The 25,593-nt window shown below is 46.0% G+C and carries 22 protein-coding genes, 1 riboswitch and 1 other annotated feature; of the genes, 17 read left to right on the top strand and 5 right to left on the bottom strand.

The features are described 5' to 3' along the window. The first annotated feature begins 55 nt into the window (after positions 1-55). From SFC66_RS00110 to SFC66_RS00075, 8 genes are all read left to right on the top strand, one after another. On the top strand, positions 56-1,408 hold the full coding sequence (locus tag SFC66_RS00110) for an isochorismate synthase (RefSeq protein ID WP_411216674.1): 1,353 nt from the start codon (positions 56-58) through the stop codon (positions 1,406-1,408). Then, complete coding sequence (gene menD, locus SFC66_RS00105) at positions 1,405-3,150, top strand: 2-succinyl-5-enolpyruvyl-6-hydroxy-3-cyclohexene-1-carboxylic-acid synthase (RefSeq protein ID WP_411216673.1); 1,746 nt, start codon at positions 1,405-1,407, stop codon at positions 3,148-3,150. The genes SFC66_RS00110 and menD overlap by 4 nt, the downstream gene beginning before the upstream one ends. Further along, entirely contained in the window at positions 3,143-3,958 is an 816-nt protein-coding gene (menH, locus tag SFC66_RS00100) for a 2-succinyl-6-hydroxy-2,4-cyclohexadiene-1-carboxylate synthase (protein WP_411216672.1), read from the top strand. Before menD ends, menH begins: the two co-directional genes overlap by 8 nt. Further along, positions 3,958-4,776, top strand: a complete 819-nt coding sequence (gene menB / locus SFC66_RS00095; protein WP_038565044.1) for a 1,4-dihydroxy-2-naphthoyl-CoA synthase — start codon at positions 3,958-3,960, stop codon at positions 4,774-4,776. Before menH ends, menB begins: the two co-directional genes overlap by 1 nt. A gap of 69 nt (positions 4,777-4,845) precedes the next feature. Further along, on the top strand, positions 4,846-6,321 hold the full coding sequence (locus SFC66_RS00090) for an o-succinylbenzoate--CoA ligase (protein ID WP_411216671.1): 1,476 nt from the start codon (positions 4,846-4,848) through the stop codon (positions 6,319-6,321). Further along, positions 6,318-7,418 (top strand): o-succinylbenzoate synthase, encoded by a 1,101-nt coding sequence (menC, locus tag SFC66_RS00085; protein ID WP_411216670.1) that lies wholly within the window; start codon positions 6,318-6,320, stop codon positions 7,416-7,418. The genes SFC66_RS00090 and menC overlap by 4 nt, the downstream gene beginning before the upstream one ends. Positions 7,419-7,481: 63 nt before the next feature. Further along, positions 7,482-7,652 carry a YqaE/Pmp3 family membrane protein gene (locus SFC66_RS00080; RefSeq protein WP_411217720.1) on the top strand — a complete coding sequence of 57 codons (171 nt, stop codon included), beginning with the start codon at positions 7,482-7,484 and terminating at the stop codon, positions 7,650-7,652. A 122-nt stretch (positions 7,653-7,774) separates the two neighbouring features. Continuing rightward, a complete protein-coding gene (locus SFC66_RS00075) occupies positions 7,775-8,527 on the top strand; it encodes a SurA N-terminal domain-containing protein (protein WP_411216669.1) in 753 nt (250 codons plus the stop codon). A 39-nt stretch (positions 8,528-8,566) separates the two neighbouring features. Here the strand turns inward: SFC66_RS00075 and SFC66_RS00070 are convergent, their stop codons facing one another. Then, complete coding sequence (locus SFC66_RS00070; RefSeq protein ID WP_411216668.1) at positions 8,567-9,409, bottom strand: DUF6612 family protein; 843 nt, start codon at positions 9,407-9,409, stop codon at positions 8,567-8,569. Positions 9,410-9,676: 267 nt separating this feature from the next. After that, a complete protein-coding gene (locus SFC66_RS00065; protein ID WP_411216667.1) occupies positions 9,677-10,498 on the bottom strand; it encodes a DUF6612 family protein in 822 nt (273 codons plus the stop codon). 390 nt (positions 10,499-10,888) lie between these two features. Here SFC66_RS00065 and SFC66_RS00060 point away from each other — a divergent pair, with 390 nt between their 5' ends. Both SFC66_RS00060 and ytkD read left to right on the top strand, forming a co-directional pair. Continuing rightward, positions 10,889-11,404, top strand: coding sequence for a hypothetical protein (locus SFC66_RS00060; RefSeq protein ID WP_411216666.1), 516 nt, complete (start codon positions 10,889-10,891; stop codon positions 11,402-11,404). A 32-nt stretch (positions 11,405-11,436) separates the two neighbouring features. Next, positions 11,437-11,913 (top strand): RNA deprotection pyrophosphohydrolase, encoded by a 477-nt coding sequence (ytkD, locus tag SFC66_RS00055; protein ID WP_411217719.1) that lies wholly within the window; start codon positions 11,437-11,439, stop codon positions 11,911-11,913. Positions 11,914-11,953: 40 nt separating this feature from the next. On the opposite strand, the gene pckA is transcribed toward ytkD, so the two are convergent. Then, positions 11,954-13,537: a phosphoenolpyruvate carboxykinase (ATP) gene (gene pckA / locus SFC66_RS00050; protein ID WP_411216665.1), complete on the bottom strand. Its 1,584-nt coding sequence runs from the start codon at positions 13,535-13,537 to the stop codon at positions 11,954-11,956. Between the two features lie 187 nt (positions 13,538-13,724). Beyond that, positions 13,725-13,830: riboswitch (SAM riboswitch) on the top strand. Between the two features lie 185 nt (positions 13,831-14,015). Between pckA and metK the strand changes: the two genes are divergently transcribed. Both metK and asnB read left to right on the top strand, forming a co-directional pair. Then, positions 14,016-15,212: a methionine adenosyltransferase gene (gene metK, locus SFC66_RS00045; protein WP_411216664.1), complete on the top strand. Its 1,197-nt coding sequence runs from the start codon at positions 14,016-14,018 to the stop codon at positions 15,210-15,212. 134 nt (positions 15,213-15,346) lie between these two features. Then, complete coding sequence (asnB, locus tag SFC66_RS00040; protein ID WP_411216663.1) at positions 15,347-17,254, top strand: asparagine synthase (glutamine-hydrolyzing); 1,908 nt, start codon at positions 15,347-15,349, stop codon at positions 17,252-17,254. Positions 17,255-17,291: 37 nt separating this feature from the next. On the opposite strand, the gene SFC66_RS00035 is transcribed toward asnB, so the two are convergent. After that, positions 17,292-17,801: a gamma carbonic anhydrase gene (locus tag SFC66_RS00035; protein WP_411216662.1), complete on the bottom strand. Its 510-nt coding sequence runs from the start codon at positions 17,799-17,801 to the stop codon at positions 17,292-17,294. 88 nt (positions 17,802-17,889) lie between these two features. Here SFC66_RS00035 and SFC66_RS00030 point away from each other — a divergent pair, with 88 nt between their 5' ends. Next, positions 17,890-18,972: a tetraprenyl-beta-curcumene synthase family protein gene (locus tag SFC66_RS00030; RefSeq protein WP_411216661.1), complete on the top strand. Its 1,083-nt coding sequence runs from the start codon at positions 17,890-17,892 to the stop codon at positions 18,970-18,972. A 17-nt stretch (positions 18,973-18,989) separates the two neighbouring features. Here the strand turns inward: SFC66_RS00030 and mnmM are convergent, their stop codons facing one another. Beyond that, positions 18,990-19,559, bottom strand: coding sequence for a tRNA 5-(aminomethyl)-2-thiouridylate-methyltransferase MnmM (gene mnmM / locus SFC66_RS00025; protein WP_411216660.1), 570 nt, complete (start codon positions 19,557-19,559; stop codon positions 18,990-18,992). Between the two features lie 182 nt (positions 19,560-19,741). On the opposite strand from mnmM, the gene SFC66_RS00020 reads away from it, so the two are divergent. The 4 genes from SFC66_RS00020 to SFC66_RS00005 all read left to right on the top strand — a co-directional run bounded on the left by SFC66_RS00020 (position 19,742) and on the right by SFC66_RS00005 (position 25,467). Next, positions 19,742-20,689 (top strand): BMP family ABC transporter substrate-binding protein, encoded by a 948-nt coding sequence (locus SFC66_RS00020; RefSeq protein ID WP_411216659.1) that lies wholly within the window; start codon positions 19,742-19,744, stop codon positions 20,687-20,689. A gap of 5 nt (positions 20,690-20,694) precedes the next feature. Then, positions 20,695-22,356, top strand: coding sequence for a methyl-accepting chemotaxis protein (locus tag SFC66_RS00015; protein WP_411216658.1), 1,662 nt, complete (start codon positions 20,695-20,697; stop codon positions 22,354-22,356). A gap of 41 nt (positions 22,357-22,397) precedes the next feature. Further along, positions 22,398-22,611, top strand: a binding site (T-box leader). Positions 22,612-22,686: 75 nt separating this feature from the next. After that, positions 22,687-25,101 (top strand): leucine--tRNA ligase, encoded by a 2,415-nt coding sequence (gene leuS, locus SFC66_RS00010; protein ID WP_411216657.1) that lies wholly within the window; start codon positions 22,687-22,689, stop codon positions 25,099-25,101. Positions 25,102-25,161: 60 nt separating this feature from the next. Further along, on the top strand, positions 25,162-25,467 hold the full coding sequence (locus SFC66_RS00005; RefSeq protein ID WP_411216656.1) for a rhodanese-like domain-containing protein: 306 nt from the start codon (positions 25,162-25,164) through the stop codon (positions 25,465-25,467). Positions 25,468-25,593: the final 126 nt, after the last annotated feature.

Genomic DNA, 25,593 nt, shown 5'->3' with positions numbered 1-25,593 from the left:
AATGAACGTAAATGTACTTTACTTGTCCTTGCAGTTATGTGGAGGTCGGAAAAACATGATTCAACAATATAAGACAGATTATGAGTCTTTTCTTAGGACAGCTGCTGGGAAACAGCAGCAAATAGTAGTAAGCTGGACGGAAAAGATCGGTGCAATCGATCCGATCCGTTTCTTTGCCAACGGTGCTTCCTTGGAAGGTCACCGCAATTTCTGGTACAGCCAAAAAGATGATTTCTTCTTGGTTGGAGCAGGACCGGCAATATTGGATATGCGCACTGCCGATGAATGGGAGCATGCCATGGAAAGTGCAGTTGTTCACAATCTTTCTTCAAAACCTGGTACAGGACCAGTCGCTTTCAGCGGAATGCACTTCCAAAAGGAGCGGACACGCAGTCTGTGGAAGGACTTTCCAAACACGCAATACCGGATACCTGCTTTTACTTTGACCAAAACGAAGGAAGAATATTACTTGACCATCAATCAGTTAGTCGATGACACTGATTTGGACAGTCAGATAGCCGCCGTTTCAAGTCAGTTGGAGCATTTATTTGCAGAAAATAGTCTTTCAGGTTCCAAAATGGAGCTTTTGCATCAGGAAGAACTTGAATCACAAGCTTGGAAGCGATTAGTGAAACAAGCGACAGATACAATAAAAGCGACGGATTTGGATAAAGTCGTGCTGGCGCGTGGGATGAAACTGGAATTCAACGAAAAGATCCGAGCAGCAGGTGTGCTGCGTAATTTGCTCGAAACGCAAAAGGATAGTTTTATTTTTGCGGTTGAAAATGGTACCGGATGTTTTCTCGGAGCCACTCCTGAACGTCTTGTTCGCGTCGAGGCCGGTGTTTTGCATACAAGTTGCGTGGCAGGGACTGCCCCGCGGGGAAATGACGAAAAGGAAGATCAATCAATCGGGGAAGCACTGCTTCAGGATAGTAAGAATCGCGAAGAACATCAGTATGTCGTGAAAATGATCACTGGTGTGATTGGTAAATATAGCAAAGATCTGCGTTTGCCTGCCAGTCCGCAATTAATGAAGCTTCGTCAGCTGCAGCATTTGTATACGCCTGTTACTGCCAAGCTCCTTCCAGGGGCTTCTTTACAGCAGATCGTACAAGAATTGCATCCGACTCCTGCTTTGGGCGGACTTCCCAAGCAGGAAGCGCTGGATTTCATCGAAACAAAAGAGCCGCTCGAGCGGGGATGGTATGGTGCTCCGATAGGCTGGCTGGACAGTTATCGCAATGGCGATACTGCAGTTGCAATCCGTTCTGGATTGCTGCATGACGATCAAGCTGTCCTGTTTGCAGGCTGCGGAGTTGTGAAAGATTCCGATCCGGAAATGGAGTTCGAGGAAACTGCCATCAAATTCCGTCCGATGCTGGAAGCTTTGGAGGTAACAGAATGAGTCATATTGAGACACTGACAAAATACGTTGGACATTTTGTGGATGCACTTTGGCAAAGTGGGGTGGAGCAGGTTGTCATTTCACCTGGATCCCGCTCGACTCCGCTTGCCCTTATGATGACGGAGCATCCGCATATGAAGCAATGGGTGAATCTGGATGAGCGTTCAGCAGCATTCTATGCGCTTGGTTTGGCGAAGGAAAGCCAAAAGCCGGTAGCGCTCGTCTGTACATCAGGTACAGCTGCAGCCAATTATATGCCTGCAGTTGTCGAAGCTTTTTACAGCCGTATACCTTTGATTCTGCTGACAGCGGACCGCCCGCATGAATTGCGTGATGTCGGTGCCCCGCAAGCAATCAACCAAATCCAGATGTACGGCGGGTTCGTGAAATGGTTCCATGAAATGATGCTTCCTGAAGCAAATCCTGCAGCGCTACGATATGCGCAGCAGCAAGCCGCGCGGGCGATGCAGCAAGCATTGGAAGGAAATCCGGGACCGGTTCATTTGAATTTTCCGTTCCGTGAGCCGCTTACGCCTGATTTTACGATAGAAAACATGTGGTCTTCGGGTGAGGTGGCGGCCAAGCCTTCCTTATATGGTAGATCCCGCTTGGATGAAAACGATGTCCAGCGTCTGGTTGAAATGCTTCAGACAGGTAAAAAAGGTTTAATCGTCGTCGGACCACAGGAAGATGCAGCACTTGCTGATGCGGTCGTCCGATTGGCGGAAAATTGGAAGCTTCCTGTACTGGCCGATCCTTTATCACAATTAAGAAGCGGCAAGCATGCAAAAACTGTTATCATGGAAACGTATGATACGATCTTGAAATCGGCTTCCGTTCGGGAGAAGCTGCAGCCGGATTTCATCATTCGATTCGGAGCCATGCCTGTTTCCAAGCCGTACTTATTCCTTATGAAGGAATATAAGGGTGCCAATCATATCGTCGTGGAAAAACATGCAGGATATCGGGAACCTGTTGGAATGAACACGCAATTTGTTTACAGTGATCCCATCGAGCTTTGTGAAGCACTGGCGGATTCAGCATCTGGTATCATGGATACATGGCTTTCGCAGTGGCAGCACATGAATGCTATTGCGAGGGAAGTATTGACAGATGATAGTGAAATGTTTGAACTGACAGAAGGAATCGCAATGCAGGACATCTTGAAGGAGACTCCTGAACAAAGCAATATATTCGTCGGCAATAGTATGCCGATACGTGATTTGGATAGCTTTTTCTTTGCCACGGACAAGCATATCCAGCCTTGGTGCAACCGTGGGACAAATGGTATCGATGGCGTCGTTTCAACAGCGCTGGGTGTTGCAGCCAGCGGCAAGCGCACGACGCTTGTGATAGGCGACCTTTCCTTTTACCATGATATGAATGGGTTGATGCTCGGAAGGAATTACGGTCTTGATCTGACTATCGTTGTCATCAATAACAATGGCGGGGGCATCTTCAGCTTCTTGCCGCAAGCGCAGGAAGCAGCACATTTCGAGGCACTTTTCGGTACACCGACAAACTTGGATTTTGCCAATGCAGCCGGATTGTACCAATTGCCGTACACATTGGCAAATGATCGGAAAGCCTTTGCCGATGCTCTGCAGGAAAGCTACAATAAAAAAGGCATGCATATCATCGAAGTGCGTACCGAACGAGAAGCAAATGTCATATGGCACCGCGATAAATGGCAGCAAGCAGAACAAAAGCTGCTGCACTATCTGGAGAGCGGTCATGCTTGATTTTCACTATGTGGAGCTCACGAGTGAGCAAGCAACTGACACGCTGCTGCTTTTTCACGGTTTCACCAGTACACATGGAACATGGCTGCCATTTATGGACTCGTGGAGTGAAGCATACCGTGTGATAGCAGTCGATATGCCGGGTCACGGTCAGACTTCCATATTGGATGATCAGACCATGGACCGCTTCACGGATGATATTGCCGCTTTCCTGGATGAGCATGATATCGATAAGATAAAGCTGCTTGGCTATTCCATGGGAGGCAGGGCAGCATTGTCATTTGCTTGCCGTTACCCAGACAGAGTAAGCGGCATGCTTTTGGAAAGTGCATCCCCAGGATTGCGGACAGCGGAAGAGAGGCTAGCCAGACAGCAGCAAGATGAGCGTCTGGCCAGCCGGCTGGAAGAAGAAGGGGTAAGTCAGTTTGTGGATTTCTGGGAAAACATTCCGCTTTTCGAAACACAAAAAAGTTTGCCTGATTCGATCCAAAAAGCAATCAGGGAAGAACGTTTATCCCAGCAAGCAAGCGGACTGGCCCAGTCACTCCGCACCATGGGAACAGGAAAACAGGATAGCAATTGGGACAAACTTGACAGCTTGAAAACACAGGTGACACTTGTCACCGGAGCATATGATCGTAAATTCGTAGGTATCAATCAAGAGATGGAGAAACAGCTTCCTGCTGCCGATTTACATATCGTGGCTGAAGCCGGTCACTGCGTCCATGTTGAACAACCGCGAATTTTTGATAAAATAGTAAGAAGATACTTGCTTCATGTCGAAGCAGATATATTGGAGGAATCATAATGGCAATCACATGGGAAGCTACCCGTACGTACGAAGATATTTTGTACGAAGAATACAATCAAATCGCAAAGATTTCGATCAACCGTCCGGAAGTGCGCAATGCATTCCGTCCGCAAACAGTCAATGAACTGATCGACGCGTTTACATACGCTCGTGACGATTCCAATATCGGTGTCATCGTTCTGGCTGGTGTCGGCGATAAAGCATTTTGTTCCGGAGGCGACCAGAAAGTCCGCGGTCATGGCGGCTATGTCGGGGAAGACCAAATCCCTCGTTTGAATGTGCTTGATCTACAGCGCTTGATCCGTGTCATCCCGAAACCAGTAGTGGCGGAAGTTTCCGGTTATGCTATCGGCGGCGGGCATGTGCTTCATGTTGTCTGTGACTTGACGATTGCAGCTGATAACGCGATCTTCGGTCAAACTGGTCCTCGTGTAGGAAGCTTCGATGCTGGTTATGGAGCTGGACTTCTTGCTCGTAACATCGGTCAGAAGAAAGCCCGCGAAATTTGGTTCCTATGCCGTCAGTACAATGCGCAAGAAGCATTGGATATGGGCCTAGTCAACACAGTTGTTCCATTGGATCAGCTGGAAGCAGAAACAGTGAAATGGTGTGAAGAGATGCTTAGCATGTCTCCAACTGCATTGCGTTTCTTGAAAGCTTCCTTGAACGCAGACACAGATGGACTTGCTGGCTTGCAGCAAATGGGCGGAGACGCAACATTGCTTTACTATACAACGGATGAAGCGAAAGAAGGCCGTGACGCGTTCAAAGAAAAACGCACGCCTGACTTCAAGAAATTCCCGCGTTTCCCTTAATAGACAATTACCAGAACCTTTGCAGCATGTTGCAAAGGTTCTTCTTTATGACAGAAAGGAATGGAAAACATGTCGGAAATCATTCCCCATTGGCTGCAAAAACAGGCAGACATAAGTCCGGAGCATTTGGCTTTGGAAACACCAGAGGGCAAGAAAATGACATTTCTTGAGCTTCATGAAGCAGCTGACATCTGCGCAAAAAAACTTGCTGGAATAGGTGTGCAGGCAGGCTCGCGTGTTGCTGTGCTTTCCCATAACAGCATCGGCATGGTCGTGCTTGTGCATGCACTCAGTTATATCGGTGCAACGCTGATCCTGCTCAATACCAGACTGACAGCGGCGGAATGGTCATTTCAGCTGAAAGATAGTGAAGCGGATCTGCTGCTTCTTGCAGCGAAATATGAGGAGCAGGCTTCACCACTAGGTATTCCGGTGCAAACGATAGAGAAGCTGCCAGAGCAGGAGTCCCAGGGATACAGCCGCCATACGGAACTGGATTTAGATGATGTATTCAGCATCATCTATACCTCCGGGACGACAGGAAATCCGAAGGGAGTCGAACATACTTATGGCAACCATTGGTGGAGTGCCATTGGTTCGGCCTTGAATCTTGGACTTTCCAAGGAGGATAAATGGCTGTCTCCGCTGCCGATGTTTCATGTCGGCGGCTTATCTAGCCTTTTCAAAAGCGCTATCTATGGGATGCCGCTTTATGTGACGCAAGGCTTTGATGAAGAAGTTGTCCAGACAGCAATCACAAAGCATGGAGTGACGATTGTTTCTGTCGTGACTGTCATGCTGCAGCGATTGATGCAACTGCAGGAAGCAGAAGGAATCACTTATCCAAGTTCATTCCGCTGCATGCTGCTTGGAGGAGGACCTGCGCCGCTTCATGTACTGGAGGAGGCGAAACAACGCAGAATTCCTGTGTTCCAATCTTATGGCATGACTGAAACAGCTTCACAAATCGTGACATTGAGCCCTGAGGATAGTATCCGCAAGCTTGGTTCAGCAGGAAAGGCGCTCGTTCCGGCACAGCTGCGTATCGCTGGTGATTCAGGTTTGGCAAAACCAGAGGAGCCAGGAGAAATACAAGTGAAAGGGCCGATGGTGACGAAAGGCTATTACCGGAATCCAGAAGCAACCGAGGCATCATTCCAGGAAGGCTGGCTTGCGACAGGAGATATTGGCTATACAGACAAAGACGGGTATTTATATGTGCTGGACCGCCGAAAAGACTTGATCATCTCAGGCGGGGAGAACATTTATCCAGCTGAAGTGGAAGGTGTATTGACGAGTCATCCGTGCATCAAAGAGGCTGCTGTCATCGGGAAAACGGATGACAGGTGGGGGGCTGTACCAGTTGCTTTCCTTGTAAAAGACAAAGAGATCAGTACGGAAGAAATGCAGGATTATTGCCAGGGGAAGCTAGCTCGTTATAAAATCCCCAAGCATTGGCGCTGGCTTGATGAACTTCCGCGGAACGCAAGCAACAAACTGATGCGTTATAAGCTGCAAGATCAGCTAGGTGAGGAGAAGGCATGATGGAATTCAAAAGCTATCGTCTGTTTCGTTACACACTGCCGCTTAAACAGCCTTTCACGACGCATGCAGGAGTTTTGCATGAGAGAGAAGGTATTATCGTCGAGCTGCAGGATACGGATGGCAGACTTGGATATGGTGAGGGTGTTGCCTTTGCTACGCCTTTTTATACAAGTGAAACAGTAGCATCCAGCTGGATGCTGCTGCAGCAATCTCTGCTTCCACTTTTAATTGAAGCAAAAGTAAGCCACCCGTCAGAAGTTCCGGAATTGTTTGCTGGTATCGTAGGCAATCCAATGGCTAAAGCTGCAGCAGAAGGAGCTGTTTGGGATCTATATGCCAAACAGCAGGAAATGAGCCTGTCAGCTTGTATAGGCGGCACGAGAACGAAAGCAAAAGCAGGAGCTGTCATCAGTTTATCCGATGATCTGGAGCAGTCGATTGATATGATACGCAGCCAAGGTTTTGAGCGGGCAAAACTGAAAGTCACCAAATATGACGAGCGCAAGGCGATTGAACAGGTAAAGCAGATCGACCCTGAATTATCATTGATGATAGATGGCAATGGTATGTACAATCAGCAAGACTTGCGATTGCTTGCTGATTTGGATGAGTTGGGTTTGCTGATGATCGAACAGCCATTCACGCCGGGAGATATTATCCTGCATCAGCGTTTACAGGAGCAGATGCAGACGCCTATTTGTTTGGATGAAACCGTTGAAAGCTTTCAGGACGCCTGGCAGGCTCTCGAGATGGGGGCATGCCGAACGATCAATATCAAAATTGGGCGTGTCGGCGGCTTGACTGCTGCCATCAAAATCCATGATCTATGTCAGCAGGCTGGATTGCCTGTCTGGTGTGGCGGTATGGTCGAGACAGGTATTTCGAAAGCCCATAATCTGGCGCTTGCCAGCTTGCCGGGATTCTCCATTCCTGGCGATTTGTCTGGTTCTGATCGCTACTTCGAGCGCGATCTATTGCAAAAGCCGCTGCGAGTGGAAGAGGGTAGTATCCAGATTCCGGATGATCCAGGAATCGGGTTGGGAGTGGATATGGAATACTTGCTGCATGTATCCAAAGAAATACATACAGGCTGTTAAGTGTCAAGAAGAGCATATAAGGGTATATCCAAAGTAATGCAGTAAGAGGAGGAAATACCTATGTTGATGTATTTATTGGCGATTCTAGTACCGCCCGTAGCTGTATTATTCACCGGTAAACCTTTCAAAGCATTATTGAATCTGGTATTGACACTGATTTTCTTCGTGCCGGGAGCCGTGCACGCAGCATTGGTAGTGAAAGATCATAAAAATAGTAAAATGCAGCAAGCATAAGGAAAGGCGCCCGCATCGGGTGCCTTTCTTACATTTCTATTAAAAATGACGTGGTATACTTGAGTTGACTAGCAATAGATGTTACATTCGTAGTCATACACGAAGAGAGGGGTTTCTACCTTATGAAACGTTTGACAACCCTATGCTTGATGCTGGTACTTGCAATCGTATTGGCAGCATGCGGGAATGATGATGAGTCTTCATCTGATCAAGCATCCAGTGCTGACCAGGAAGAAGCACAAAAGCAAATGGATGAAATGCAGAAGAAGATGGAAGACCAGCAAGTGGATGCAGATAAGACAGTTGCGACTGTCAATGGCACCGAGATCAAAGGGGAAGAGTATAACAACCTTCTATCCACTGCACAGCAGCAAGCGCAAGCAAGCGGTTCCGATCCGACAACCGATGATGCTGCAAAAGAAATGAAAGATCAAGTATTGAAAAGTCTTGTAGGAAATGAACTGCTTTTCCAAGAAGCGGAGAAGCAAAACTATGAGGCTTCTGATAAAGAAGTGGATGAGCAATTGAAATCCGCAAAAGATCAATTTGAAAATGAAGACAAGTTCAAAGAAGCACTAAAAGCTGCCGGTACAACTGAAGAAGAGTACAAGGAACGGTTAAAAGAAGGCATACTAGTAAATAAATATGTCGATGGCGAGCTGTCACCAAAAGAAGTGACGGAAGACGATGTGAAGAAGTATTATGAAGAAATGGAAAAACAGGCCAAAGAAAGCAAGCAAGAAGGCAACCTGCAAAAATATGAAGACATCAAAGATCAGCTGAAAGCAGCGATGGAACAGCAGAATTTGCAGACTGTCATGCTTGAGAGAGTTGATGAGTTGGAAAAAGATGCAGATGTGAAATATAATATTTAAACGAAGAAAAGCACCAGGTCATCGCCTGGTGCTTTTGCATTAATACGTAAATGCTTCTTCTTCCATCATTTGATCGGCATTGCTGATATCCATTGCTGCCTCTGCTTCTGCCGGAAGTTCGATGGAATCAAATCCATTGAAGTTGGATACGTTCATGTCCACTAAAGCGTTGACGGTACCTTCTTGACCGTCTGCTGTGACATTCACTACCATATCCATCTTCATATTCTGCATATGATTTGTTTCTTTATCGATTGTAATCACGTAACTGAATTTATCGAAAGTGAAATCATCCACTTCCTGTACTTCTTCGATCGACTGCCCCATTTGCTCTTCCATCAAAGTCATCATTTTATCTTCTGCGACTTTAACATCCAAAACATATGTCGAATCCGTTTCGGACACTTCAATACTGTCTGCTATCTCTTGCACTTGTTTGATCTGTTCTTCTGGATTGGTTAACTGATCAGTGTTGAGAGATTCCCCGGCAGCTGATTCTGCATCCATTTTCACCCACATTGCAGTGGTAGGCTCATACATATACATCATGTCATCTTTAAGATATGCTTCGACTTCCTGCCCCATTGCATTCATATTCAGCTTGAAAGTGAATGGGTCATCTATGATGGAGCCACTCATGGTCGTGGAAGTAGTCTGATCGATTCCAGTAGCTTTTACAGTAGATTCAGCAGTCATATCGACATCGAAACTATTCAGATTTTCATCAGCTTCGAAGCTTTTTTGTAAGATTTCTTCCGGTGTCGGAACTTTCTTCTCATTGGCTTCTGCTTCTGCCTCTGTTTTAGTGCTGTCTGCCCCGCATCCAGTCAAGAATAGTGCCAGAGCCAATACAAGCCAGCCAATGTGTTTTGATTTTTTCATCGAATCCCTCCAAAATTTTTACTTTGCACGGACTTAGTTACTTTATTACATGATGAGTATGTCTTAATACAATTGCTGTAAATATTTAGTCCGTATGGAAAGCTTATCAATCATTTACGTATTCTACATGATTTCGTTCCACAATTTCCTTCAAATTTCTACATTCAGTAATAAACTACTACGTTTTTTTTTAAAATGGATGCGATAGGGCAGCGATGTACCTAGAAGTGACGTGATACATCTGTACTATTCTGGGGAGGAATGAACTTAATACCAGGTTTTGCGTTCTTCTGTTACATCGCGTGCATTTGCAGCGTCTTCGGATAAGGCAATTTTTTCTGTTGCTCCATAATCACTGTATGAAACATCTGAAAAAATGCTAACGGTTGTGGACTCGGCACCATCTGTAATTTTTATTGCGATATCCATCATTAGATGCTGCGGCAGCTGTGTATCTTTATCGACGGAAATCGTATACTCGAAATTCTCGAATTCGGTCTGAGTATTTTCTTCAAGCCTGGCGTTGCTAATGCCGGAAATCATCTCCAGTACGCTCTCAGCTTTACTTGCATCTGCGGTGGCTTTCAAAACATAGTTGTTATCATTTTCTGTTACCTCGATATCATCGGCTATGTTGGTCATTTGTTCGGCTTGGATTTTGAACGGTTCTTTTAGTAGTTCCGCGTTTTTGCTTGCAGTCTCGTCAGAGGCAATATCAGCCTTGTTCCAAGTCTGCTTCAGGGGATTGTGCAAATAGGAGTAATTATCTTTGATGTACATGAGGTTTTCTTCACCATCTTTGACCGAACGGGAATGCATCGCAAAAGGTTCTGTTTCAATGATCATCCAGCCGCTTTCAGATGTGCTCTGAGAATAACCGGTGGTGCTTTCCATATTCAACTCTTCTGTCTTTTCCATTCTGAAGCTAGGGACATCTGTCATGCTGCTGATTGACTGCTCTAAAATTTCCTCTCCAGTTGGCGGTGCAGCCGTTGTTTTGGTCGGATGATCCGAAGCGCCCCCTGAGCTGCAGGCTGCCAAAAACAATATCATTATAAGTAGAATCAAGCTGGATTTCCCTGATGTCATCTGATCCCTCCAATTCAATTTATGCATGTGTTGATCATGTGAAGTTGTCTCCAAGGTGCTTGAGATTTCCGTCAAGAACTGGGTGTTAAGACTTGGATTGGTAGAAGCCCCGGTATGGGAAGTTGTCTATGTAGGGCATCCTCAATCTGACCAACTGCAGTCAATGTTTCAAATTCCCTTTTTCTTACAATCGAAACGTGCTTTTGTTTGAATGCGAAAATTAATAATTGATGGCTGCTTCGCTGAGAGTGAATGCGCTGATTACATGATCACAATTGTGGTTAGATGCCAAAATCCTACAAACAGACAGGAAATCCTGCAAAATATTTGGGTTTTAAAAAAGGCAAGATGAGGAATATTTATAATAAGACTACATAAGGAGGACTAACTATGAATCAGCCATCATTGAAAAAAGCAATAGCTGTCATCGTCATGATTCTAGTCCCACTCACATTCACACTAACATACCAATCAGACAATATAACCGCAGTTAGAGCTGAAAAGAACCAGGCTTCTGAACAGCAGGAGCTGAATGACGAGCAAATCGATCAGCTTACATCTGCTTTCATGGATAAGATCACACAAGACATCGATTCAAATTACAAGGTTTTGAACTATAATACAAAAGAAGAACTATTGAAGAGCTTTGATGAAGTGGCGGCAAGGGAAGTGAGCGAACCGATCGTCGACTTTTATTTCACGGAGGAAGCGGATGGATTATATATTCTGCCGACAGAAACACCTGCTTGGTTCAATCCGGATAATTCATACAAAGTGGAAACAGACTCCGATAAGTATGTTACAATTACACAAAGCAATACCGATGAATTGTACGGTAACTATACAATCGAGATCAAATTCTTGTATGACGGAGGCTGGAAGATCGCAGCAGTCAAATACTTGTAGGTTTGGTTTGATGTGAAGAAAGCAGTGGGATGATGATTACGTTCAGAGATTACTATAACAATGAAGTGAAAATGTCTTTCGCCGATCATCCATTTTCTGACCAGCCCAAACATGTGTGGGTAATTTGCCGATACGGGAGCAAATGGCTGCTCACACGTCACAAAGACCGGGGATTGGAATTCCCTGGCGGCAAGGTTGAAAAAGGGGAAACGGCTGAGCATGCCGCTTTACGGGAAGTGATGGAAGAAACCGGCGGTGTAGTACAGCAGCTGAAATATGTCGGACAGTACTTCGTTGCCGGCAAGGCAGGGCATATCGTGAAAAATGTCTATTATGCCATCATCTCGGAATTGAAGAAAAAGTCCAATTACTTGGAAACGTATGGGCCCGTGCTGGTGGATAAATTTCCTTCCCATTTGGCTCAGCATGCAGAATATAGCTTCATGATGAAGGATAAGGTACTTCCTAGTGCTTTGCATCATATAAACAAGTTCGAAAAAACGATGTAAAAAGAGCTGTCCTCCGATTTATTGGAGGACAGCTCTTTTTTTATCTGTGCAGAGGGCCAGCTTGACGGATCACGTCATCGATGAAATCGAATTTAGCGAAATTCTGGTGAAATTCAACTGCTAGATTCTGGGCTTTTTCCTTATAAGCAGCTTTATCTTCCCATGCATTTTCCGGCATCAAAAGATCTGCTGGTACATCTTCAATGAAGACAGGGACATGCAGACCGAATATGGCATCTTGGTTTGTTTCTGTATTGCGTAGGTCTCCGCGTAGGGCAGCCTGCACCATTGTTCTTGTGTAGTTTAGCTTCATACGGGAGCCGGTATGATAATCGCCGCCAGTCCAGCCTGTGTTGACCAAATACACTTCCGCTTGATGTTCCCTGATTTTTTCTCCGAGCATTTTGGCATAAACAGAAGGTGCCAGCGGAAGGAATGGTGCTCCGAAGCAAGTGGAAAATGTCGCTTCTGGTTCTGTGACACCTCGCTCGGTGCCGGCAAGTTTGCTTGTATAACCGCTCAAGAAGTGATACATGGCTTGTTCGGTAGTAAGCTTACTGATTGGAGGCAGCACGCCCGTTGCATCCGCAGTCAGGAAGATGATCGTTTTCGGGTGGCCAGCCAAGCTCTTCGGCAGGCTGCCTTTGATATGATCGATCGGATAGGCTGCACGTGTATTTTCCGTGATGGAACCATCGTCATAATCACAGATGCCAGCTTCGTCTACGGCGACATTTTCAAGGATCGTGCCGAATTTGATTGCCCCGTGGATCTCCGGCTCCTTTTCTGCAGAGAGATTGATGCACTTGGCATAACAACCGCCTTCGATGTTGAAGATGCCATCTGGCGACCAGCCGTGTTCGTCATCACCGATCAAAGGGCGGTTCGGATCAGCGGACAGTGTAGTTTTACCAGTTCCGGAAAGTCCGAAGAATAGGGCGCTGTCACCATCTTCCCCTACATTTGCAGAGCAGTGCATCGGCATGATTTCCCGCTGCGGAAGAAGGAAATTCATAACGGAGAAAATCGATTTTTTCATCTCGCCGGCATATTCCGTGCCGCCGATCACAATCACCCGCTGTTTGAATGAAACGATCACAAACGCTTCGGAGTTGGTACCGTCAACCAGTGGGTCTGCTTTCACACCAGGAGCAGAGATGACAGTGAACGAAGGTTTATGCGCTGCCAGCTCTTCTTCGCTTGGGCGGATGAATAGCTGACGTGCGAAAAGATTATGCCATGCATACTCATTGATGACTTGGATCGGAAGGTGATAGCGTTCATCGGCTCCGGCAAAACCTTGGAATGAAAATACTTCTTCCTTTGTCTGCAAATATTCGATGACTTTTCCAAGCAGTTTGTCAAAAATTTCTTCGCTTATCGGCTGGTTGACTTTTCCCCAGTCGACTTTGTTTTCGGATAGTTCGTCTTTGACGATGAATTTGTCCTTTGGAGAGCGGCCGGTATATTTTCCAGTAGCTGCGCGTAAAGCGCCTGTTTCTGTCAACCGTGCCTCTTGGCGGGATAATGCCGCCTCTGTCAATTGAGCTGCATTCAGGTTCTTTTTCACGTTGGATTGGTTGCGCAGCGTCTCCAATGCTGATAATGCGTGCATCATTCGCATGTAAATCCCGCCTTTTCGTTTAGTTTTTATTAGTGTAACACATTAAGATATTAATACATACTATTTCTGATTGCAATTAAAAACTTTTGAATAATGAGTTTTTAAATCCTATCGACAAAGTCGGTATTTGCATGATTTTGTTGACTTCTGCAGGCTGTTTCGATAACATAGTTGCGAACGGAAAACACTCTTATTCAGAGTAGGCGGAGGGACAGGCCCTAAGAAACCCGGCAACCGTCACATTTTGTGAAATGGTGCTCAACCTGAGCAAGGGATACCTTGAACGATAAGAGAGGGAAAATAAGCCGGCCTTCTGTTATGATGGAAGGTTTTTTTCATGTAACGGCTTAATAATAGAAAAAGAGCAATACTATATGTAATGCTCTTTCGACCTTCACCCATTATCAAGTTTCTTAATAACATACTTGGAAAGAGTAAAACTTCCGTATTAATCGTAGTTGAAGGGGGATTTGGCAGAATGACTGCTAATCGTCGATTATTTACCTCAGAATCCGTTACTGAAGGCCATCCGGATAAGATCTGTGACCAGATTTCGGATGCTATATTAGATGAAATCCTATCGAAGGATCCGAATGCTCGTGTTGCGTGTGAAACCACTGTGACGACGGGTCTTGTACTCGTTGCAGGTGAAATCACGACCAGCGCTTATGTGGATATTCAAAGCATCGTCCGTAATACAATCAAGGAAATTGGTTATACACGTGCGAAATATGGTTTTGACGCTGATACATGTGCTGTATTGACAGCGATCGATGAGCAATCTCCTGATATCGCAGGCGGTGTCGATCAAGCGCTTGAAGCTCGTGAAGGGCTGATGTCAGATGAAGAAATCGATGCAATCGGCGCAGGTGACCAAGGCTTGATGTTTGGGTATGCAAGCAATGAAACACCGGAATATATGCCGCTGCCGATCTCATTGGCACACCGTTTGTCCAAGCAATTGGCAAACATACGGAAAGATGAAACCGTGGATTACTTGCGTCCTGATGGAAAAACGCAAGTAACCGTTGAATATGATGAAAACGATCAGCCGGTACGAGTTGATACGATTGTCATCTCCACGCAGCACCATCCGGAAGTGGAACAAGAACAGATCCATGCCGATCTGAAAGAACTTGTGATCAAGCCAGTGGTACCTGCAGAATTGCTGGATGAGGATACGAAGTATATCATCAACCCGACAGGCCGTTTCGTAATCGGCGGTCCGCAAGGTGATGCTGGTTTGACGGGACGTAAAATCATCGTTGATACGTATGGCGGCTATGCTCGTCATGGCGGCGGTGCATTCAGCGGAAAAGATGCTACCAAAGTAGACCGTTCCGGTGCTTATGCTGCGCGTTATGTGGCGAAGAATATCGTCGCTGCGGGTCTTGCTGAAAAATGTGAAGTGCAGCTTGCTTATGCAATCGGTGTAGCAGAACCTGTTTCCATCAGTATCGATACATTTGGAACAGGCAAACAATCGCAGGAAGCATTGGTAAAAGCAGTACGTGCGTTATTCGACCTTCGTCCAGCTGGCATCATCAAGATGCTGAATCTACGTCAGCCGATCTACAAAGATACGGCTGCATACGGTCACTTCGGCCGTACAGATAAAAACTTCCCTTGGGAGCAGACGGATAGAGCTGTACAGCTGAAAAGCTTTACATTCTAATTTGCTGCGGGAGCAAGAGCGGTACAATTCGCTCTTGCTTTTTTTGTGCAGACGCCCATAATCTTCCTTCAAGAACCGAATTGTTTTATGCTATAATTAATGGCTAGAAGTAATGAAAGAGAGGCTAACATTAAATGTGTGGTTTGATTGGCGTAATTAGAAAAAACGTAAAACAACTAACGCAAGCTGATAAGGATAAATTTAAACAACAGAATAACATCATCACGCACCGCGGTCCGGATGATGAAGGATATTATCATGACGAACATGTCTCATTCGGTTTCCGCCGCTTGAGTATTATTGATATCGAGGCTGGTGTGCAGCCATTAAGCTATGACGACGAGAAAATCTGGATGGTTTTCAACGGAGAAATCTACAACTACGTAGAGCTTCGTGAAGAACTGCTGAAAAAAGGCGCAGAGTTCAAGACGGAATCCGACACCGAGGTCATCGCAGCGATGTACCATACATACGGAACGGAAGCCTTCAAAGAGCTTCGCGGTATGTTCGGTATTCTCCTTTGGGATAAAGAGAAGAAGACGCTTTACGGAGCGCGCGATCCTTTCGGCATCAAGCCGCTCTTCTATAAAGAGACGGATGATGAGATTTTCTTCGCTTCCGAAAAGAAAAGCATCACACTCCTGGAAGGATCAGAAACAGTCGATACCGAAGCACTGCAGCATTATTTGAGTTACCAGTATGTACCGGAACCATTCACGATGACTGAAGGTATCAAAAAGCTTGAGCCTGGTCACTTTTTCGAAAAGCGTGAAGGCGAGCCGATGGAATTCCATCGTTACTGGCATGCGACATTCTCACCTAAAATAATGGACAAGCAAGCTTGGATCACACGTATCCAGGAGGTGCTTCATGATTCCGTAAGCAAGCATATGCGAAGTGATGTACCGGTCGGTTCCTTCCTATCCGGCGGAATTGATTCCAGTATCATCGTGGCGATTGCGAAGCAATTCAACCCGAATTTGAAAACATTCTCGGTCGGTTTCGAACGGGAAGGATTCTCTGAAGTGGATGTGGCAAAAGAAACAGCTGAAAAACTCGGCGTGGAAAACTATTCCCATATCATCACACCAGAAGAATATTTGGAAAAACTCCCAAAAATCATGTGGCATATGGATGATCCATTGGCTGACCCATCCGCTGTCGCACTATACTTTGTAGCGAGGGAAGCTAGCAAACATGTAACGGTCGTCCTTTCAGGGGAAGGTTCAGATGAACTGTTTGGCGGATACAATATTTACCGCGAGCCAGAATCCCTGCGTATGTTCGACAGCATTCCCGGACCTGCCAAAGCACTGCTTGCAAGAGTGGCTAAAATCCTTCCCGAAGGTGTTCGCGGCAAAAGCTTCTTGGAGCGTGGTACAACACCACTGAAAGATCGCTATATCGGAAATGCCAAAATGTTCGAAGATGCAGACAAGAAAAAGCTTCTGAAAACATACAGCGATAAAGTTCACTACCAGCAAATCACAGCGCCATTGTATGAAAATGTGAAAAATGAATCGCTTGTCGATCAAATGCAGTATATTGACATTCATACATGGATGCGCGGAGATATCCTTTTGAAAGCTGATAAGATGACGATGGCTCATTCATTGGAGCTTCGTGTGCCATTCCTGGATAAAGAAGTATTCCGAGTTGCGCGTGAAATTCCGGAAGATCTGAAAATCGCTAACAACACGACGAAGAGTTTGCTACGTGAAGCGGTGGAAGGCATTGTGCCGGATCATGTGCTGCATCGTAAGAAACTTGGTTTCCCTGTACCGATGCGCCATTGGCTGAAAAATGAATTGAATGGCTGGGCAAAAGCGCTTATCCATGAAAGTCAGACAGACCACTTGCTGCATAAAGACTATATTCTCAATTTGCTTGATGCGCATTGTCAGGGCAAAGGGGATTACAGCCGTAAGATCTGGACTGTTCTTGCCTTCATGCTATGGCATCAAATTTATGTAGAACGTAAGTATGACTTTTCTGAGTTCCAAAAAGTAGATAGAGTGGAAAGCAAACTGCAGACCACATAATAATCGAAAAGCCGTTCCTGTGAGGGGACGGCTTTTTTTATGTTGTTTCTTTATACTGTTTGCTTTTGTGGATGTATTCCTTTCGTATGCGATCCATATCCTGATAATCGGATTCCGTCAAATCCCGTACAACTTTGGCGGGTCTGCCGAATGCAAGCTTACCGCTTGGAATTGTTTTGCCGGGAGGAACGAGTGAACCTGCTCCGACATACGCACCATCTTCGACAACTGCTCCATCAAGGATGAGGGACCCCATGCCGATCAGGGAATTTGCCCCAATTGTACAAGAATGTAAGGTAACTTGGTGTCCAATAGTGGCGCCATCCTTTATAATGAGAGGGAGATCAGGGCTTTGATGAAGCACGCAGAGATCTTGGACATTGGCACCTTCACCTATGATAACAGGTGAAACATCCCCCCTTATCACTGTTTTGAACCAAATGCTTGCGTCTTTACCGATGGTGACATCTCCTGTAATGACAGCATCAGGAGCGACATACGCATCATGGTGAACATGTGGACGTTTCTTGTCGTATTCGTATATCATTTGAATACTCCCTTCGTTTATGTTCTTATAGAATTAATAGATTTTTTGGAAGAACGACAATTCCGGATTCGAGGAGCGAAATCAGATTATGGCCCAACCAATACCGAAGTCATCAGTTTTACTAATGCATCAAGTATATCGGAAAATATTCCCGGAAGTACATAAAGAATTGGAACTATGGAAGCAGCGGGCAGAAGCGATTCCTGATCCCGAACTGCGTAAGCAAGCGCTTGAGAGCATCAGGACCAAACGCTTTCATTGCCAGGGCGGTGCAGTTTACAGCCTTCTCGCTGGAGATGCGTGGAAACAGGCAATCAAATTCATCATAGCCTATCAGACTATCAGTGACTATCTTGATAACTTATGTGATCGTAGCACATCACTTGATCCCGATGATTTCCGACTCTTGCATCAGTCGATGCTGGATGCACTTCAGCCGGGTGAGCCACTTAAAGATTATTATGCGTTGCGCGAAGAACGAGAAGACGGTGGCTATCTGCACTCGCTTGTATTCACTTGTCAAACCATCCTCGGCAAACAGCCCAACCTGCAAGTGATGCAGCCTTATTTGCTGAAACTTTCCGGATTGTATGGTGATTTGCAAGTGCATAAGCATGTGGCGAAGGAAGAGCGCATCGAAAGGCTGACAAATTGGTTTTCGCAGCATCAGGAAGAATATCACGATTTAACGTGGTATGAATTCTCGGCTTGCAGCGGGTCGACTCTAGGAATCTTCTGTTTCGTATCTTATGGAATGGGGATGGAACTCGACCATCAATTGGCCGATGATATCTACCAAAGCTACTTCCCTTATATGCAAGGGCTGCATATTCTGCTGGATTACTATATCGATCAAATGGAAGATGAAGAAGAAGGCGATCTGAATTTCTGCCATTATTACAGAGATTCGGAGGAAATGAAGCAAAGGCTTTTGTACTTTATCGAGCGGACGAACGAAAGCGTACAGCGCCTGCCGCATGCGTCATTCCATGAGATGGTCCATCATGGACTAGTCGGGCTGTATTTGGCCGATAGCAAAGTGAGCATGCTATCGGATGGCAAGCAGATGATCAGGACACTGCTGAAGGCAAGCGGGAACAAATCGAAGTTTTTCCATTTGAATATCAAAGCGTACAACAAAATGAAAGAAGCGCGTACCCCGATAAGCTAGGGGTTTCGCGCTTCTTTTTATTTTTTCTTTTCTATAGCGATGATGAAAGGCGGATTATTTTTTTGGTTCAGGAAACGGTATTGCAAGACACCATAATGCTTTTGGTCGTAATCTTTTACGTGAGCAAGCAATCCTTCCTTTTCGATGGCGCCTTCCGGATGCCCGTGGTAAACGACCAAGATGATTCTGCCGCCGGGTTTTAGCGATTGTTGGATCTTTTCGATTGCGGTTATGGTGCTTTCTGCATTTGTGGTGATGGCTTTACTGCTGCCGGGCAAGTAGCCGAGATTGAAAATGGCTCCTGCAAGTTTCCCTTCATCTTCAGGAGTTATATAATGATCGACCCGCTGATGACTATCCAAGATCAAAGTCGTATTCGTGACATCATGCATGGCCAGATGCTTGCTTGTCATTTCAATGGCTTGTTCCTGTATATCGAATGCCAGCACCCTTCCTTCTTCCCCGACTAATCGGCTGAGGACGAGGGTATCGTTCCCATTGCCGCAGGTTGCATCGATAACTGTATCTCCAGGCTCTATTACTTGCTCCATCAGTTCGTGAGCGTAAGCGATGACGTGTTTTAGCATTTCATGAATCCTCTCTCTGACAAAATGTTCTCTCTTATTTTTACGCTACCTGCACTTATTTAGCAAATCAAATCTCCCTAATGTAAAAGAAAATTTACAATTAATTTACCATATGTATGTAGAAACCTGTCGATATAAGGACCATAGTAGTAGTGTGAAGAAAGAGAAGGGAGTATATCGACATGTATAAGCGCATCCTATTACCTATTTGTGCCCTCATATTATGTTATTTATCTGGGTGTTCCGCAAACCCTGCTGCAGCTGCGTTGGATGAAGAGAGACGTATCGGAATCGTTTTGACAGAAGCGGGACTTGGAGATCAGGAATGGAATGATTCAGCGATCGAGGGATTGACAAAGGCTAGGGATCGACTGGATGTCGTCTATTCCTACAAGGAAATCACATCAAATCTAACTTATGAAAAAGCATTACAGGAATTGGCTGATGAAGGAATGGATACGATCATCACTTTGGAAGCAGCCGCGGAGAATGAAGTCACCGAACAGGCTGCCGCCAATCCAGCGATTACTTACATAGCTTTTGGTACGGAGCTCAAAGGTGAAAATCTGTTCGGTTACCTATTCGATACAGAGCAGGCAGGGTATCTGGCGGGTGTGGCAGCTGCTACCGTTACGAACGATGGTAAAGCAGGATATATCGGTGAGCCAGCTAGTCCTTACTTGGAAGGGTTCAAACAAGGGATAGCCGATACATCAAAGGATACAACATTGCTCGTCGGGGAAGCGACGCCGGATGATAAGAATTCGGGTGGTTCCGCTGCTAAGGAGTTGATCGACGAGGGAGCCGAGATTCTCTTTGCGGAGCCAGGAAATGCTGGCAAGGCAGTGCTGGAGCAAGCTTCTTTGGCGGATATATATGCGATTGGGGCTGGCAGTGACCAAAGTTATCTCGCTCCTGATAATGTCGTCACTTCTGCTCAGCTGCAGATTGACCATGTTATTTTCGATTTTCTGGAACGTATCTCAAAAGGTGAAGCATTGCCTGGGGAAAATAGGATCGGCTTGAAGGAGCAAGCTGTCGGTTTGAGTCCTATCGCTGTCGTCAGCATCACCGACACAGTCGAAGGGAAAGTCCATACAGCGACGCAAAAGCTGTTAGAATCGGAGTGAGCTGAATGAAACTGACACGGAAACTATTCCTGCAGGCAGCAGGGACGAGTGCATTGGCATTGGTGCTCATTGCTTTTATCATTTTCAGCATGATAAGGATCAATGCTTCGAGTTATGAACAAGTACAGCATCTTTTAAAGCTTCAGCAGCTGGACAGCCAGCTGAACAATGCCGGGCAGGTACTGCGAAATACGACCACAATCCGTACGGATGCTTCGGCCGCGGAATTAAAGTCTTATATGGAGCAAAGCAATTCGAGCTTCAAACAGCTCTTGCAATCATCCGAAGGGCAGTCATCAGCATATCTTGAAGCAGGAAAATCAAAATATGACGACTGGCAAGGAGAAGTGACGAGCCTCCTCACCAATGTGAATGAGATGGAAGCACTGCGTCTCTCGAGCCGTGTCCAGGGTTTGCTGAATGATATCTATATGGCTAATGCCTACAGCACAGCCGCATATGAAGATGAACAGCTTGCTTTGCAAAATCAGATCAAGTTTGTCATCGTGGTCTCTGTTATCGGGGTGCTCCTGCTCATCCTCATCACAAACTACACATCTCGAAGGACGAGCAAATCGATTGCGGATCCGCTTTTGGAACTTGCCTCCAGGACGAACCAGATCGCAGCAGGTGATTTGACGGTGGAGCCGATAAAAAAGACTGGCAGCCTGGAAATCGGGGAAATGAATCACGCTTTCGGACAGATGACGGAGCAGTTGAAGAATTTGATCGGTTCCATCGAAAAGGCAAGTGATGAAGTGGCTGGAATGTCTGCAGAAATCGATAAGGATAACCGGAATCTGCAAGGACTTCATTCTGAAATTGCTTCCTCGGTCGGCGAGATAACGTCTGGTTCACAGCGTATTTCCGCGGACTTGCAACAGACGGTGACGCTGATTGAGCAGATGGATAAGCAGGGAAGTGCCAACAGCACATTTGCAACGGAAACCGTTGCGCTTGGCAAGCTTGCATCGGAGGCAGCAGTTCGTGGCAGGGAGACTGTGTATAATCAACAGCAGCTTACGGTCAAGAACGGAGAAAGCAGGGACTTGATGGAGGCTTCGTTGCAGGATTTCATTCAATATTCCCAGCAGATCGAGCAGATGGTAGCATCGGTATCTTCGGTTGCTGAACAAACGAACTTGCTTGCGTTGAATGCTGCCATTGAAGCTGCCAGAGCTGGTGAAGCGGGAAAAGGCTTTGCAGTCGTTGCGGATGAAATTCGAAAACTTGCGGATGAATCCAAGTCATCTGCGGATTCGATTTACCGGACTGTTGGAGCAATCCGGCAGGGTACGATGACTCTATCAGAAGCCGTACAGTTCGGGCATGAGGTATCCAAAGCGGAAACAGCTTCGATGGAAAGCATGGAAAGCTCATTCATGGAGATCGAAGAAAAGTTTCAGTCCATATCCAATCGACTCCAGCAAATCCAAAGCGGCAGTGTCCAATCTGAGCGATTGAGCGCAGAAGTGCTGGGCAGGGTGGAACAAATCAGCAGCACACTCCAGGAAAACACAGCAAAGACGGATGTGGTCCATCATTCCACCAACGCCCAGTATGGAGCTTATGAGCAGCTGGCGATGACGGTCGGTCAGCTTGATCGTGTAACGCGAGAGCTCCAAGGTGCTGTTTCGGTGTTCCGTACGGAAGCTGCCGAATCTTGACAAACGCAGCGCAGTTCCGTACACTGGACACAACAATACTGTGAACGATGAGGAGAAGGAGTAGTAGCAAGCTCTGTCTGGCTGAAGAGAGACGGCATCCTGGTGCAAGCCGTCCCGGCATCTTGTGAACTCGCCTTCATAATTGCAAAAGGGAACTGCCAGTACTTTTTGCCGTTTTCCGCGTTAAGGAATTTCGAGCGGGCGCTTTTAGCGCCAAGTTGGGTGGTACCGCGGGAGAAGTCTCTCGTCCCTTTATTGGGATGAGGGGCTTTTTTCTTTGTTTCACGGTCAGGATTGTTCAAGTTGAAGAGAGTACAGGAGGCACACGATATGTCATTCAATCATCATGAAATCGAAAAGAAATGGCAAGCTTATTGGGAAGAAAACAAAACGTTCAAAACGGATACTTCCTCTGAAAAAGAAAAGTTTTATGCCTTGGATATGTTCCCTTATCCATCTGGAGCGGGTCTGCATGTAGGGCACCCTGAAGGTTATACAGCAACAGATATTCTATCCCGCATGAAGCGGATGCAAGGTTATGAAGTGCTTCATCCAATCGGTTGGGATGCTTTCGGCTTACCAGCGGAGCAATACGCGCTTGATACAGGTAATGACCCGGAAGAATTCACGAAAAAAAATATCGCGACTTTCACAAGACAAATCAAAGAGCTTGGATTCTCTTACGATTGGGATCGTGAAGTAAATACAACAGACCCGGAATACTATAAATGGACTCAATGGATTTTCCTTCAGTTGTATAAAAAAGGTCTTGCTTATGTGGATGAGGTAGCAGTGAACTGGTGTCCTGCGCTTGGAACTGTACTTTCCAACGAAGAAGTCATCGACGGAAAGAGTGAACGTGGCGGACACCCTGTCATTCGCAAACCAATGAAACAATGGGTGCTTCGTATCACTGCCTATGCAGACCGACTGCTAGAAGACTTGGATGAACTTGACTGGCCGGATAGCTTGAAGGAAATGCAGCGCAACTGGATCGGACGTTCGGAAGGTGCAGAAGTAACATTCCGCATCGAAGGCACAGAGGAAAGCTTCGATGTGTTCACGACTCGGCCGGATACTTTATTCGGTGCGACATTTGCAGTAATGTCACCAGAACATCCCCTGGTAGATCAAATCACTACAGAAGAGCAGCTGAAGGCTGTGGAAGCTTATAAACAAGAAGTGGCAGCGAAAAGTGACTTGGAACGTACCGATTTGGCAAAAGAAAAAACGGGTGTCTTTACCGGAGCGTATGCCATCAATCCGGTCAATGGCGAAAAAATGCCGATCTGGATCGCTGATTATGTACTGATGAGTTATGGTTCTGGCGCCATCATGGCCGTACCTGCTCATGATGAGCGCGACTATGAATTTGCGAAGACTTTCGATTTGCCGATCAAGGCTGTCATCGAGGGTGCGGATATAGAAAAAGAAGCACATACCGGTGAAGGAGCGCATATCAACTCTGATTTCCTTGATGGTATGGATAAACAAGAAGCGATCTCTGCGGCGATCACTTGGCTGGAAGAAAACAAACAGGGTACGAAAAAAATCAGCTACCGTCTGCGCGACTGGATCTTCAGCCGTCAGCGTTACTGGGGTGAGCCGATTCCTGTTATCCATTGGGAAGATGGCACTATGACAAGTGTGCCGGAAGAAGAGCTTCCGCTTGTTTTGCCAAAAACAGATGAAATAAAGTCATCCGGTACAGGTGAATCTCCGCTTGCTAATATTACGGAATGGGTGAATGTAACCGATCCGGAAACAGGCATGAAGGGTAAACGCGAAACACATACAATGCCGCAGTGGGCAGGCAGCTGCTGGTACTTCCTTCGTTATATCGATCCGAAGAACCCGGAAAAGCTAGCTGACTTTGAGACACTGAAAAAATGGCTGCCGGTGGACGTATATATCGGTGGGGCGGAGCATGCAGTTCTTCACTTGCTGTACGCACGTTTCTGGCATAAATTCTTGTTCGATATCGGTGCCGTACCGACAAAAGAACCTTTCCAAAAGCTATATAACCAAGGAATGATCCTTGGAGAAAATAATGAAAAGATGAGTAAATCCAAAGGGAACGTCGTCAACCCTGATGATGTCATCGAATCCCATGGTGCAGATACACTTCGTCTATACGAAATGTTCATGGGTCCATTGGATGCTTCCATTGCTTGGTCTGAAAATGGATTGGATGGTTCCCGTCGATTCCTTGATCGTGTATGGCGATTGTTCATCACAGAAGCAGGGGAGCTTTCCGAAAAAGTGCAGGATACAGAAACGGAAGAACTGCAAAAAACGTATCATGAAACTGTAAAGAAAGTGACAGAGAACTTCGAAGCATTGCGCTTCAATACGGGTATATCCCAATTGATGGTGTTCATCAACGATTGTTACAAAGCATCTGTCATCCCGCGTGAATTTGCGGAAGGATTCGTCAAACTGCTTTCCCCTGTAGCTCCTCATATTGCGGAAGAGCTATGGCGTAAACTTGGTCATGAAGAAACAATTACGTACACAGCATGGCCGGTTCACGATGAGTCGAAGCTTGTGGAACAGGAAATCGAAATCGTTTTGCAAGCGATGGGTAAATTGCGGGCAAAAGTGATGGTTCCTCATGATGCTTCCAAAGAAGAGCTTGAGAAAATCGCACTGGCTGACGAACAAATGAAAAGCTGGCTGGAAGGGAAGACGGTCCGTAAAGTGATTGTCGTTCCAGGCAAGCTTGTCAATGTAGTGGCAAATTAATGCTTGAATCCCTTCCGTTTTTACGGAAGGGATTCTATTTTAAGTGAAGGAGAGTTACGAATGCGCAATATACAACCAGAAGAATTGGATGAACTAATCGAAGATGGCACATCTTCTTATAAAGTGATCGATGTTCGGGAAGATGAAGAAGTGGAGCATGGTATGATACCTGGTGTAATCCATATCCCGCTTCAGCAGATACCTGAGAAGCTATCTGAGTTGTCGACTGATGACACATATGTACTAGTGTGCCGTGCTGGTCACCGTAGCATGAATGCTGCTGCGTTCATGGAGAACCAGGGATTCGATGTGATCAATATGGATGGCGGAATGCTGGAGTGGAAAGGCGAACTAGTCTTCAAATAAGAAGCAGACATCCTATGGAGGAAGGCGTTCCGACGTTTTCCTCTTTAATAATCTATTTTTCTTTGAAACTAGTGTTGACAGTCTCGAAACATGGTGGTAGTATATAGTTACTGTCGTAAGGCAGTC

Origin of the sequence: Terribacillus saccharophilus (genome assembly GCF_046592895.1) — a bacterium.
Taxonomy (GTDB): Bacteria; Bacillota; Bacilli; order Bacillales; family Amphibacillaceae; genus Terribacillus; species Terribacillus saccharophilus_D.
This window is presented reverse-complemented; position numbering and strand designations above follow the sequence as displayed.